At 42.3% G+C, this 12,837-nt stretch carries 10 protein-coding genes; 9 read left to right on the forward strand and 1 reads right to left on the reverse strand.

Translation table 11 applies throughout. The features are described 5' to 3' along the window. The first annotated feature begins 4 nt into the window (after nucleotides 1–4). The 5 genes from RT269_RS09570 (at nucleotide 5) to RT269_RS09590 (ending at nucleotide 5,357) form a co-directional block, all read left to right on the forward strand. Complete coding sequence (locus tag RT269_RS09570; protein WP_313182176.1) at nucleotides 5–247, forward strand: RDAC family protein; 243 nt, start codon at nucleotides 5–7, stop codon at nucleotides 245–247. A 375-nt stretch (nucleotides 248–622) separates the two neighbouring features. Then, complete coding sequence (locus RT269_RS09575; protein WP_313182177.1) at nucleotides 623–1,978, forward strand: NCS2 family permease; 1,356 nt, start codon at nucleotides 623–625, stop codon at nucleotides 1,976–1,978. Between the two features lie 384 nt (nucleotides 1,979–2,362). Further along, nucleotides 2,363–3,661, forward strand: a complete 1,299-nt coding sequence (eno, locus tag RT269_RS09580) for a phosphopyruvate hydratase (RefSeq protein ID WP_313182179.1) — start codon at nucleotides 2,363–2,365, stop codon at nucleotides 3,659–3,661. A 379-nt stretch (nucleotides 3,662–4,040) separates the two neighbouring features. After that, entirely contained in the window at nucleotides 4,041–4,697 is a 657-nt protein-coding gene (locus RT269_RS09585; RefSeq protein ID WP_313182180.1) for an MBL fold metallo-hydrolase, read from the forward strand. Nucleotides 4,698–4,715: 18 nt separating this feature from the next. Continuing rightward, nucleotides 4,716–5,357 (forward strand): 4'-phosphopantetheinyl transferase family protein, encoded by a 642-nt coding sequence (locus RT269_RS09590; protein ID WP_313182182.1) that lies wholly within the window; start codon nucleotides 4,716–4,718, stop codon nucleotides 5,355–5,357. On the opposite strand, the gene RT269_RS09595 is transcribed toward RT269_RS09590, so the two are convergent. After that, nucleotides 5,281–6,213 (reverse strand): DMT family transporter, encoded by a 933-nt coding sequence (locus RT269_RS09595; RefSeq protein WP_313182183.1) that lies wholly within the window; start codon nucleotides 6,211–6,213, stop codon nucleotides 5,281–5,283. The two genes, RT269_RS09590 and RT269_RS09595, sit on opposite strands and share 77 nt — an antisense overlap. 172 nt (nucleotides 6,214–6,385) lie before the next feature. On the opposite strand from RT269_RS09595, the gene RT269_RS09600 reads away from it, so the two are divergent. From RT269_RS09600 to RT269_RS09615, 4 genes are all read left to right on the forward strand, one after another. Then, entirely contained in the window at nucleotides 6,386–7,558 is a 1,173-nt protein-coding gene (locus RT269_RS09600; protein WP_313182184.1) for a cyclopropane-fatty-acyl-phospholipid synthase family protein, read from the forward strand. Between the two features lie 124 nt (nucleotides 7,559–7,682). Then, complete coding sequence (locus RT269_RS09605; RefSeq protein ID WP_313182186.1) at nucleotides 7,683–9,227, forward strand: metallophosphoesterase; 1,545 nt, start codon at nucleotides 7,683–7,685, stop codon at nucleotides 9,225–9,227. Between the two features lie 108 nt (nucleotides 9,228–9,335). After that, nucleotides 9,336–10,190, forward strand: coding sequence for a MurR/RpiR family transcriptional regulator (locus RT269_RS09610; protein ID WP_313182188.1), 855 nt, complete (start codon nucleotides 9,336–9,338; stop codon nucleotides 10,188–10,190). A 298-nt stretch (nucleotides 10,191–10,488) separates the two neighbouring features. Then, nucleotides 10,489–12,555 (forward strand): methyl-accepting chemotaxis protein, encoded by a 2,067-nt coding sequence (locus RT269_RS09615; RefSeq protein ID WP_313182190.1) that lies wholly within the window; start codon nucleotides 10,489–10,491, stop codon nucleotides 12,553–12,555. Nucleotides 12,556–12,837: the final 282 nt, after the last annotated feature.

Consider the following 12,837-nt stretch of genomic DNA (forward strand, 5'->3'; position numbering starts at 1 on the left):
GTATATGAAGATAGTTTCTATCACCGAAATCTTACAATGCAATGAATTTATGAAAAGCAAGGGCCTGGATTTTAAGGTTCATTTAAGGGACGCCTGCGGGAAACAGTCCTGCTGGATCGAATCATTCCAGGAAACAACCAGCAGCGGACAGTGGGAAGGGCTTTATGAAGCTCTGGAGGAGTTTTTTGGCAGGCTCCGTTTTAAGCTGGAATATGGAGAAGATAAAACAGTCTTCTGGCTGCTGTGATATTTAAGACAGGAAAGCCGGGAAGGTACAATAGAAGCTTATTCTTTGTACCTCCCCGGCTTTTTTATACCAAAAACAAGACCAAAAGGATGAGCTTCCCACATAGTAACACGTACCTGCCCCTCATACACTCAGGCTTCCACTGAAACAACAGTCAAACTGTAAGTATACACGTCAACAGCCTATATTAAATAAGCATAATTAATTATTAACCTTATGAATATTAAATACACTAATAAATCAGATTAAAATAAATAATAAATAAAACATTAAAATTTTATTAAATTTTCTTGAAGAAATGAGAAGAACCAGTTATAATAGAATGGTAACTTAAAAATGAGAATCTCTCAAAATAAAATGAAAAGGAGTTTTACCATGGAGCAGTTTTTTAAACTCAAGGAAAATGGAACGAATGTTACTACTGAGATTATTGCTGGAATTACCACATTTTTTGCCATGGCGTACATAATTATCGTGAATCCGAATACCTTAAGCCAGGCAGGCATGGAGTGGGGAGCAGTATTTTTAGCAACCATTATTTCTGCGATTATAGGGACTTTAATTATGGGGCTTGTAGCCAATGTACCCTATGCTCAGGCACCAGGTATGGGTTTGAATGCTTTTTTCGTTTACACTGTTTGTTTTGGACTGAAATTCACATGGCAGCAGGCTTTGTCAATGGTTTTCGTCTGTGGACTCCTTAACATTTTCATCACAGTAACCAGTATACGTAAGTATATTATCAAGGCCATTCCTGTAAGCCTGCAGAATGCCATCGGCGGAGGCATTGGTATCTTTATTGCATACATAGGCCTTCTGAATGCAGGTGCCATCAATTTTACAGCAGGCGTTCCCGCAATGTCTGTGATTTCAACAAAAGCTCTTATCTTATTTATTATTGGTCTTGTATTAATTGTTATATTAACTGTTATGGATGTAAAAGGCGGTATTTTAATTGGTATTATTATAACAACTTTGATCGGTATTCCATTAGGCATTACAAAGACAGGAGATACCGTTAACTTTTCAGAAGCTTTATCAGTGCTTCCAACAACGTTCGGAGTTATTTTTACGGCAGAAGGACTTCCCGCTTTATTTGGCGATGCGGCTAAGCTCCCTCTGGTGTTAATTACGATTTTTTCATTCAGTTTATCCGATACCTTTGATACAATCGGAACTTTTATTGGAACAGGCCGCAGAAGCGGAATCTTTAGTGTGGAAGATGAAGCTTCCTTAGAGTCAGGCAAAGGGTTCTCTTCCAAGATGGATAAAGCGTTATTTGCAGATGCAACAGCGACTTCCATTGGAGCCATTTTTGGTACCTCAAACACAACCACTTATGTGGAAAGTGCGGCAGGTATCGGAGTTGGCGGGCGTACCGGGCTTACTTCCGTAGTTGTAGCGATCTGCTTTGCCGTAAGTGCATTCTTAGCCTCCTTTATCAGTGCGATTCCATCCGTGGCAACGGCTCCGGCTCTTGTTATTGTTGGCTGTATGATGATTTCTTCGTTCAAGGAGATCGATTGGAGTCAGTTGGAAGAATCAGTTCCTGCCTTCTTTGCAGGCGTGTTTATGGCACTTTGTTACAGTATTTCCTATGGAATTGCAACAGCATTTATCTTCTACTGCATCGTAAAGATCTGTAAAAAGAAAGCAAATGAGTTAAATCCTATTATTGTAATAGCAACCATTCTGTTTATTGTAAACTTCATATTACAGGCGTATCTGTAATTACAGATTTTAAAATATTCATTGGTTGGTCCTGCAGAAATTTCAAGCTTTTGTTCCTGTATAACGCAGGGGCAGAAGCTTTTTTTCTCAATAAAGGAAAAATCAGTAATAATTATCAATACCTGTGTTGAAATTTCTGGTAAAATGTGATATGATCATTCTGTGAATTAGGACAAACTAACTCATAATAATATTGGAAATAAGCCATATTAATGGAGTATGGCTGCCAAGGCAGTTCAAAATTTTGACTAAGCCGGCAGCTAAGAGAACGGCATCAGAGATGTTACCTGTATGATGATGAAAGTTGATAACGTAAATTGAAAAGAATTCCCCTAAGGGATCCTTTTCATAGTTGAAACCATTTAAAAGAAAAGGAGATAAATCATGAATTATCTGGAGATTGAAAAAGTAATAGGAAGAGAAATTATTGATTCCAGAGGAAATCCTACCGTAGAGGCTGAGGTACATCTTGCAGACGGGACTATGGCCAGGGGAGCGGCGCCAAGCGGTGCTTCTACCGGTGAATTTGAGGCTCTGGAGCTTCGGGATGGGGACAAGGCCCGTTATGGCGGAAAAGGCGTCTTAAATGCGGTTCATAATATCAACACAGTGATCCATTATGCGATCACGGGAATGGATGCTTCCGATATTTACGCCATTGACCAGGCAATGATAAACGCAGATGGGACACCGGATAAGTCCCGACTGGGAGCCAATGCCATATTGGCAGTATCCATCGCATGTGCCAGGGCGGCGGCCATGAGTATGGGAATTCCCCTTTACCGTTTCTTAGGCGGAATAACCGGCAATCGTCTCCCGGTTCCTATGATGAATATTTTAAACGGCGGAGCTCATGCTGCCAATACTGTAGATGTACAGGAATTTATGATCATGCCGGCAGGGGCCTCCAGTTTTAAAGAAGGTCTTAGGTGGTGTACAGAAGTATTCCATTGCCTGGCGTCCATATTAAAGGCAAAGGGCCTGGCTACCGCAGTAGGAGATGAAGGCGGTTTTGCCCCGGATGTGGATAGTGACGAGGCGGCTATTGAACTGATTCTTGAGGCCATCAGAAAAGCAGGATATGAACCAGGGCGTGATTTTGTTCTGGCTATGGATGCGGCTTCCAGTGAGTGGAAGGGTGCAAAGAAGGGCGAGTATATCCTTCCTAAGTGCGGCAAGCATTTTACCTCGGAAGAACTTATCGAACACTGGAAAAAGCTATGTGAAAAATATCCCATTTATTCCATTGAGGATGCTCTTGATGAAGAAGACTGGGAAGGCTGGGAATTGCTTACAAAAGAACTGGGCAGCAAGATCCAGCTGGTTGGAGACGACTTATTTGTAACGAATACAGAGCGTTTAAAGAGAGGAATCTTAAACGGATGCGGCAACTCCATTCTGATTAAGCTGAACCAGATCGGTTCTGTATCAGAAACTCTTGAGGCGATTAAGATGGCCCACGGTGCAGGTTACACGGCCATAGCTTCCCACCGCTCCGGTGAAACGGAAGATACCACCATTGCAGATCTGGCGGTTGCTCTTAATACGTGTCAGATCAAGACAGGCGCGCCTAGCAGAAGCGAACGTGTGGCAAAATATAACCAGCTGCTTCGGATTGAAGAAGAACTGGGAGAAAGTGCGGTTTATCCGGGAATGGATGCATTCCATATCCGGCGGTCATAAGGAATAAGGAAAGGCCCGGCAGGTCAGGCATTTTAGACCTGCCGGGCCTTTTTTGCTTCTGAAGCAGCAAAGCTTAAGCGCAAAATTTTGTTTCGCAGACTCTTTGTTCCCGATTGGAAAAGGAATTGATAATTGATGAAAGGGACAAAGGATGATATGCTATAAGTCATAAGAAGCCAAAGCCTTTTTGAAAAAACCAGAAAACAGGTGCTTTTAAACTGGTATCTGCGAAGGCGGTTAACGAAGTAATTGATTGTATTTACAGAAAAAGATAGAGGAAAAATCGGGAATATACAAAGCTTTCTTTCAATACAATGAACAATAGCGTAATAGTGCCAAAGGCATTTTCCGGCAGAGAAATAATGTATTTGAAAGTGAGATGAAAAAGTTGGCAGAAGTAAAACGGATCAGATGCGGAAGTGTGAACAGCTATCTGATTGAGGAACATGGAAGAGCCGTTCTTGTGGATACAGGAAGGAACGGACTTGAAGAAAAAGTACTGGCCCAGTGCCGGAAAACGAAGGTGGAACTGATCGTGCTCACCCATGGTCATGCGGATCATGTACAGAATACAGCTTATCTTAGGAAGGAACTGGGAGTACCGGTGGCCCTTCATAAAGAAGATTTAAACCTTATAAAGGACAATTTTATGGAACCTGTCCGTTTTCAGGGGATGCTGGGAATGGCGATTGCGGAGGTTACAGCGAAAAGCTCTGAAACGGACCGGATACCGGAGTTCACCCCGGAAATTTTTATAAATGAAGGAGACTGGCTGAAGGATTATGGAATCAATGCCAGGATCATGGGGCTGCCGGGTCATACCAGAGGGTCCATAGGAATTGATCTTGATGAAAAGGCTGTCATAGTAGGTGATGCACTGATGAATATGTTTTATCCCGGGCTGTCCCTGGTGTATTGGGACAGGGCGGAGATGTTAAAAAGCGCGGATAAGATTAGCGCACTTGGCGCAAGAAAGGTATATTTCGGTCATGGAAGTCCGGTGGAAAACCGGACATGGAACAGGACAGGGATTTAAACAAAGGTTTAAGACGGTATGGTACGGATTTATCTGGAAAAGTATGAAGCAACCCAAAGAAAGGAAAAGAGGGAGCAGGAGCATGGGCTTGGAAAAGAGCTTCTTCGAATGGGACTTAAGGATTTATATGGAATCGGCTCTGAATTAAATGACCAGCCGGTCATTTTAAAAGGAGAGCATGGCAAACCATATTTAAAGGACTTTCCTCACATCCATTATAACATCAGCCATACAGATGGCCTGGTGGCCTGTGCAATTGGAGACATGCAGGTGGGAATCGATGTGGAGAGGATACGGCCCTTTCGGCAAAATATCCTTAAAAAGGTTTTTTCTGAGGCTGAAAGACACCGCATGGAGGAAATACCGGAATCAGAGCGTTCCCAGTATTTCTTTCGCATATGGACATTAAAGGAAAGCTACTTAAAAGCGGCAGGCCTAGGTATTACCGTCCCCCTGACGACCATTTCTTTTGAATGGAAGGAGGAGGCTTCTTTTGCATGTTCTGTCCCAGGTGCATCCTTCCATCAGACCATGGTGAAGGGGGACTATGTACTTTCCGTATGCACTCTGGGAGATGAGGAAATTAATTTTGGGCAGAACCTTGTTTTTTCTGCCAGAGCCGAAGGCCTTTTGACCGGGCTTTGCTTTCCGAAACCATAAGACCGGCCAGGGTCATTACGATTCCGCAGGCAGACTGGAAACTGATACGTTCGTCCAGCAGGAGCATGGATGAGATCACGGTGATTACCGGGACTGCATAGATGTAGACACTGGTCTTTACGGAGCCCAGCTCCTTAACGGCAAAATTCCAGGTGGCAAAGCATAGAGCGGAAGCACCCAGGCCCAAAAACAGAATATTTAATAAATTCTTTGTGTCAGCAAGGCGGTAAAAGCCTAGACGGAAAGGGAGAATTGCCAGTGCAGGAACCATGAACAGAAGGCCGTAGAAGAAAATGCGCCTTGTTGTTTCAACGGTCCCATGGCCGTATTCTCCTATTTTTTTTGTGATTACGGAATAAGCGGCCCAGGTAACAGCGGCAGCAAGTGCAAGAAAATCTCCCTTGGGGTTTATCTTCATTCCGGATGACTTCTGAAAGCTGATCAGGCTGATTCCAATGATAGCAATTAAAAAACCGGCCAGAAACCGGGGACCGGGTTTTTCCCCTTTAAAAAACATCCAGTCAAACAGGGCTGTAAAAAATGGGGCTACGGCAATAATCACGCTGACGTTGGCAGCAAGGGTTATGGTAAGTGCAAAATTCTCCATAAGAAAATATAAGGTAACACCGCATATTCCGGCGGCTGCGAAAAGGCATTCCTGTTTTTTGCTTTTTGTCCGCAAAAGGCGGGGACAAGCCAGCCATAAGGCAGCATAGCCGATGAGAAAGCGGAAAAACAAAATTTCAAGAGGAGTAAAAGCCTCAAGAAGAACTTTGGTTGAGATAAAAGTGGTTCCCCATACGAATATGGAGAATCCGGCGGCCAGATGTCCGTATAAATTGTTCTGCTTATTCATGATTGTATTCTCCTGTAAGTAATTTATTAGATTCTAACACAGATCATTAAAAATGTCTTGCGGAATGCCTCTGATATTGAAAAAATGGAACTTTGCTGAAAACAAGGCTTATAAATCATAAAAAACGGGTAAAAATCTCATTAGGAATAAAGAGCAGATTGGAGGAAAAGCCATGAAAACCATGACAGACAACTTTTTAATTTCCTTTCTTCAGAGATTTGACGAGCACCCTTTTGATGTAAAGCTCCGCGGAGAGACCTATCATATCGGGGAAGGGAATCCGGCGTTTATTGTGAACTTAAAAGAAGATATTGAGGGCAAGGATTTGCTGACCAGCACTTCGCTGGCACTGGGAGAAGCCTATATGAAAGGAACCCTGGAGGTGGAAGGGGATCTGTATCACGCTTTGAATCATTTCCTGGGCCAGATGGGGAAATTTTCAATGGATCAGGGAAAGCTTAGGAAGCTGATTTTTTCATCCCAGTCTAAAAAGAATCAGGAGAAGGAGGTCACTTCCCATTATGATATCGGCAATGATTTCTACCGCCTTTGGCTTGACGATACCTTAAGCTATTCCTGTGGATATTTTAAGACGGATAGTGATACCTTACACGATGCCCAGTGCAATAAGGTGGAGAGAATATTAAAGAAGCTTTACTTAAAAAAGGATATGACCCTTTTGGATATCGGCTGCGGCTGGGGATTTTTACTGATTAAGGCTGCCAAGGAATACGGGGTGCAGGGAGTTGGGATCACCTTAAGCAAAGAGCAGAAAAAGAAATTTGAAGAACGGATCGAAGAGGAGGGCCTTACTGGCAGGGTGTCTGTGGAATTAATGGATTACCGGGATTTAAAAAGCTGTGGAAGAACCTTTGACCGGGTAGTCAGCGTTGGCATGTTAGAACATGTGGGAAGGGATAATTACGAGCTGTTTGTAAAAAATGCGGAGGCAGTGCTAAATCCCGGCGGATTGCTCCTTCTTCACTACATCAGCGCTCTGAAGGAATATCCCGGTGATCCGTGGATGAAGAAATATATCTTCCCGGGAGGCACCATTCCAAGTCTCCGGGAAATGATCAATATTCTAAGCGAACACCGGTTTTACACCTTGGACGTGGAAAGCCTTCGCCGTCATTATTGTAAGACATTGCTTTTATGGGGACAGAATTTTAATGATCACCGTCCGGAAATCGAGGAGAAAATGGGTACAGAGTTTTCCAGAATGTGGGACTTATATTTAAGCTCCTGTGCCGCCACCTTTAATAATGGGGTCATTGATCTCCATCAGATTCTTTTATCCAAGGGGATAAACAATCACCTGCCTATGACAAGGTGGTATGAATAGCATAAAAAAGCCGTGCCTGTCCTGCCGTTTATTGAGGAGAAATAGTTGCCGTTTTTGTGAAAGCATGTTATGATTCCATAGGATAAAATTGACAGGAAGTGGAAAGGGATCTTTGTGTAACCGCATGAACAAAAGAAAAAAGAACTGGCTCCTGGTCCTGATTTATACAATCATGATACTCCTTTGCTTTGGCATTGTCATGGTTGTGGATCATCTGGATACCTCCGATCGTGACAGGAGGGAAACATCCGGCAGTCCTTATGAGGAAAGCTCAGATAAATCAGGACAGGAGGAAAGTACAGAAATAAAAGACCATATAAACCCTGATCCAGAGATAAATGGTGAAACGGCGAAGCCGGAAACCAGGAAAGAGATCAGGAAAAAGCACCCGGCTAAGCTGCCTGTGATAGAAGAAGAGGAAGAGCCGGAGGTATATAAACCTCCTGTGATCGTAGTCGCCTCTGATGTCCATTATTATTCTCCGGATCTGACAGATTATGGGGAAGCCTTTGAGGAGATGGAAAAAGGTGACGATGGAAAGCTGGTCCATTATATTCCTCAGCTTATGGACGCATTTACGGCTGAAATGGAAGAACTTAAGCCATCTGCCGTGATTCTAAGCGGGGATCTTACTCTTAATGGGGAAAAGGCAGGCCATGAGGCATTGGCTCAGAAACTTGAGATACTGGAAGAAAAGGGCGTAAAGGTGCTTGTCATACCAGGAAACCATGATATCAACAATTATTTTTCAGCCTCCTATTTCGGTAAGGAAAAGGAGGTTGCGGATATCGTGGATCCTGAAGGATTTTATAACATTTACCGCCGCTTTGGATACGACCAGGCACGGAGCCGGGATGAGGATTCCTTAAGCTATGTTTATGAGCTGGATGAAAAAAACTGGCTTTTAATGCTTGACTCCGCCCAGTATGAACCCCTTAATAAGGTTGGAGGAAGAATCAAAGAAGAAACCCTGGAGTGGATGGATGAGCAGCTTGAAGAGGCAAAGGATCTGGGGATAACCGTGATACCGGTGGCTCATCATAATCTGTTAAAGGAAAGCATACTATATCCAACCGACTGCACCCTGGAAAACAGCCAGGATGTGATAAAGCTTTTGGAATCTTACCAGGTTCCTCTTTACATAAGCGGTCATCTGCACTTGCAGAGGACAAAGAAGCATAAGCCGGAACCGGGAGAGCGTGAAGATGCATACCACATCAGTGAAGTGGTAGCGGATTCTTTCGCTATCTCTCCCTGCAGATACGGCATTCTTAAATGGACGGAGGATGGGAGACTGGTTTATACCACCAGGGAGACGGATGTGGAACGCTGGGCAAAAGGAGCGGGGATCTCCGATGAAAATCTTCTAAAGTTTAAGGAATACGGTATGAAATTTCTTATAGATGTAATCAGCAGCCAGGTTTCCGGAAAAATCAAAAACCTGCCGGAGGAGCAGGTGGAAAAGATGGCGGGATTATATGGAGATATTAATAAAGCCTACTGTGAAGGGATTCCTGTTAATGCAAAGGAAATACGGTCAGAGGAAGCCTTCCGTCTATGGCAGAGAAATCTGCCTGACAGCAGGATGTTTGCTGAAATCGGCATGATTCTTAAGGATACAGGTAACGATCACAATTCCTGGGAGTATGATCTTCAGAAAAAGGAATGAATAGAAGGGAAAAGCAGAGGACGCCTCTTTACAATTTATTTCATATCGTGATATAATTATGAAATAATATTACACAAAATATTGCACAAAGTTTGAGGTGGATTGTTTATGCAGGAAAATATTAGCGTATCCGGTGTTCTCTGCTCATCCTATGATTCGTTTTTTGAAGCGGAAAAAAAGATTGCGGATTATATCCTGGCACATAAAAGTGAAATAATCGATATGACAGTAGCGGAACTGGCCCTGGCAAGCGGAACTAGTGATGCCACTGTATCCAGATTCTGCAGAAGGTGCGGATTTAACGGTTTTCATCACTTAAAGATCAATCTGGCAAAAGAGGTGGCTGAGGAAAGGGGCAATTCCATTGAAGTTTCCAATGACATCAGCCGGGACAGCATTGCTCAGTCCCTTCAGAATATATTGGCTAATAAGGTAGCGGAACTGACCCAGACCATATCCATGATGGATCCGGAAGAGTTAGACCGGATTTTGTCAGTGATTGAACACGCCAGAACCGTGCAGCTGGTTGCTGTAGGAAATACCATACCGGTCGCTCTGGATGGCTCCTTTAAATTCAATCAACTGGGGATTCCCTCGGTATCCGGCACCATCTGGGAGACACAGATGGCTTATACCTGCAATCTTAAGGAAGAGGATGCGATCATCATCATATCCAATTCCGGTTTTTCCAAGCGCTTAATGACTCTGGTGGCAGTTGCAAAGGAAAACCATACGCCAACCATTGCCATTACGAATAATTCGTCATCCCCCCTTGGACACGCCTGTGATTATCACATTACGACAGCCACAAGAGAAAAGCTTCTTTTGGGAGAATTCTGTTTTTCCAGAGTGTCGGCTACGACAGTGATTGAAATATTGTATCTGTTTTTGTCTGTCAGCAAAAAGGATTCCCATGACCGCATCAGGCGTCATGAGATCGCTATTTCCGATGATAAGAAGTAAATCAATGCCGCCGGTAAACCGGCGGTTTATTATATGGAGAGATCTTTCTTACCTGCCACATACCTACCACGTTCTTTTACTGGCCCTTCCGGGCCTTTTTCTATGCAGTTTTTATCCAAATCCTCTTAAAGTTAAAAACCGGATTTTATATTTCAAGAAAAGATGAAACTGAATAACTTATAAATATACTCATTTATGTCGATATAATTCACAAGAAACTGGAAAAAGAAGGGATAGAGAGAGAATATATGCAGAAGATTTCACAATTACCTGAGAAAAATTTAAAGGAGATGTTAAGATGAACGAAGGAAAATTACTATGGAAAAACAGACTTTCAGTAAAGATTCCAATTACAATGGCTATTATAATCCTAATTGTCATTGTAGCAATGTGCTCCTGTTTAAGTTTGCTAGCAGGTACTACCGTAACCAGAATGACGGAGAAGGAGCTGAACTATATTGCAGATGAAAATGCAAAAGAAGTGCAGTCGTATTTAGACAGTATGCTTGTATTTTCCCAGGCGTTATCCTTAGAGGTGCAGAGATATCAGGCACTTAACATGGTAGAAGCAGACAAGATGCTGAAAGATTCTTTACAGGGGGTATTAAATAATAACAAGATATTTTCAGCATATTATGCGTTTGAGCCAAACAAATATATGCCGAATACACCCAACGGACTTTCTTATTATGCATTCCGTGACGGCTCCGGTACAGGTCTTGATGTTTTGAATGATTATGGTACATATGGAAATGAAGATTACTATTTACCTGTAAAGAACAATTTATCCGTTCATGTAACAGAACCGTATGAGTATCAGCTTTCTACAGGTGAAAAAGTCTGGTTGATTACATTGAGCAGCCCTATTGTAAATAAAAACGGTGAATTTTTAGGGGTTGCAAATTGCGACATCGATATGTCCAGTATTGAAGGTCTTAATTACGCAGACGGAGGATATAAAACTTCCTACAGCTATATTGTTACAAACAATGGAACCTGTCTGGCTCACACAATAGACAAAGGAATCGTTGGCAGCGTGCCGCAGTCTGTTTCAGATTATGAAGCGATTCGGAATGCAGTAGCAAGCGGAAATTCGGTAACAGATAAAATTAAGAATTCTTTTTCTCAGGGAAAAAATGCATTGGCTATTCATAAAGCACTTCAAGTAGATGGGACTGATGTGAACTGGTCCAGTGCTTTTGTAGTGAATGAAAGCGAGGCAATGAATTCAGTAACAAAGATGACTTTGGCATTGGCGGGTATTGGTATGACTGGTTTGATCGTACTGATATTAGTCAGTGTTATGGCGCTGAAGAAAGGTCTTGCTCCAGTGGATTCAGTTATGGGTCTGGCAGAAAAGATGAGAAACGGTGATCTTTCCCACAGCAATGGAGACATGATTTATAAAAATGATGAATTAGGATTGTTAGCTAAGATTTTTACGGAAACTTCGGAAGTATTGGGCAGCTATATCAATGAAATTTCAGAGGTACTTGAACATGTAGCTTCAGGCAATCTGGTTATTTCAATTGATAGAGACTTTATAGGAGATTTTAATAAAATAAAGATTGACTTAAGCCGTATATTAAATTCTCTAAATAATACGTTCAATGAAATGAGGGTAGCTGCTGAACAGGTGGCATCCGGTGCCGGGCAGTTTTCTGACAGTTCTCAGTCATTGAGTCAGGGGGCAATCGAACAGGCGAGCTCGGTAGAAGAACTTTCCGCAAAAATCATGGAAATTACCCATCAGGTTAAGGAAAGCGCAATGTACGCGAATAATGCGAATGATAAGGCTGAGGCCGTAGGAATAGAACTGGAAAATAGCAATAAACAGATGAAAGAACTACTAAAAGCCATGAGTGATATCACTGTAACTTCTAGCCAGATTGGAGTTATTATAAAGACGATAGAAGATATTGCGTTCCAGACTAATATACTGGCTCTTAATGCGGCTGTTGAAGCTGCCAGAGCCGGAGAAGCAGGAAAAGGATTTGCAGTAGTTGCAGATGAAGTAAGAAATCTTGCCTCAAAGAGTGCAGAGGCAGCGAAGAATACAACCGGATTAATTGAAAGTTCCCTTCATTCCGTAGAAGAAGGCGGTAAATTTGCTGAGATTACAGCGACTTCACTTGGAAAGGTTGTGGCAGGTGCCAAAGAAATTATTTCGGATATTGCTGAAATTTCAGAGAAATCAAAAGTGCAGTCTTCCTCTTTAGAAGAAGTTACCGCTGGCATTGATCAGATTTCAAATGTTGTTCAGAACAATGCGGCTATCGCTGAGGAAAGCGCAGCGACTAGTCAGGAGTTATCAGCACAGGCCCAGATGCTTAAAGAACAGATTGCAAGATTTAGGATTAAGTAAAAGTATTTGAAACCACAGGTTTGCACAAGGTCAGGATGACTGTGCAAACCTGTTTTTTTATGCAAAAGCTTTCATTAATGGTGATTTCTATAATAAACGATGCTGAAATTGCAGATAGTATGAGATAAGCCTTCTGGAATGTTAATAAGTCAATTGGTATAAAAGGACAATTTTTTTCTTGCAAATTTCAGAGGAAAATTGTGCAAGATCCTGAAAAAACACAAGAAACAATATTTCTTAAAGAAACATATTGACGAAATAAATCAATCGTAGTATATTGTA

The sequence above is a fragment of the Lacrimispora sp. genome, from assembly GCF_032078915.1.
In the GTDB taxonomy this organism is placed as follows: Bacteria; Bacillota; Clostridia; order Lachnospirales; family Lachnospiraceae; genus Lacrimispora.

Bases quoted from the DNA above. Each gene is read 5' to 3' on its own strand.
- RT269_RS09570 (WP_313182176.1), top strand. From the start codon at position 5: ATGAAGATAGTTTCTATCACCGAAATCTTACAATGCAATGAATTTATG.
- RT269_RS09575 (WP_313182177.1), top strand. From the start codon at position 623: ATGGAGCAGTTTTTTAAACTCAAGGAAAATGGAACGAATGTTACTACT.
- eno (WP_313182179.1), top strand. From the start codon at position 2,363: ATGAATTATCTGGAGATTGAAAAAGTAATAGGAAGAGAAATTATTGAT.
- RT269_RS09585 (WP_313182180.1), top strand. From the start codon at position 4,041: ATGAAAAAGTTGGCAGAAGTAAAACGGATCAGATGCGGAAGTGTGAAC.
- RT269_RS09590 (WP_313182182.1), top strand. From the start codon at position 4,716: ATGGTACGGATTTATCTGGAAAAGTATGAAGCAACCCAAAGAAAGGAA.
- RT269_RS09595 (WP_313182183.1), bottom strand. From the start codon at position 6,213: ATGAATAAGCAGAACAATTTATACGGACATCTGGCCGCCGGATTCTCC.
- RT269_RS09600 (WP_313182184.1), top strand. From the start codon at position 6,386: ATGAAAACCATGACAGACAACTTTTTAATTTCCTTTCTTCAGAGATTT.
- RT269_RS09605 (WP_313182186.1), top strand. From the start codon at position 7,683: ATGAACAAAAGAAAAAAGAACTGGCTCCTGGTCCTGATTTATACAATC.
- RT269_RS09610 (WP_313182188.1), top strand. From the start codon at position 9,336: ATGCAGGAAAATATTAGCGTATCCGGTGTTCTCTGCTCATCCTATGAT.
- RT269_RS09615 (WP_313182190.1), top strand. From the start codon at position 10,489: ATGAACGAAGGAAAATTACTATGGAAAAACAGACTTTCAGTAAAGATT.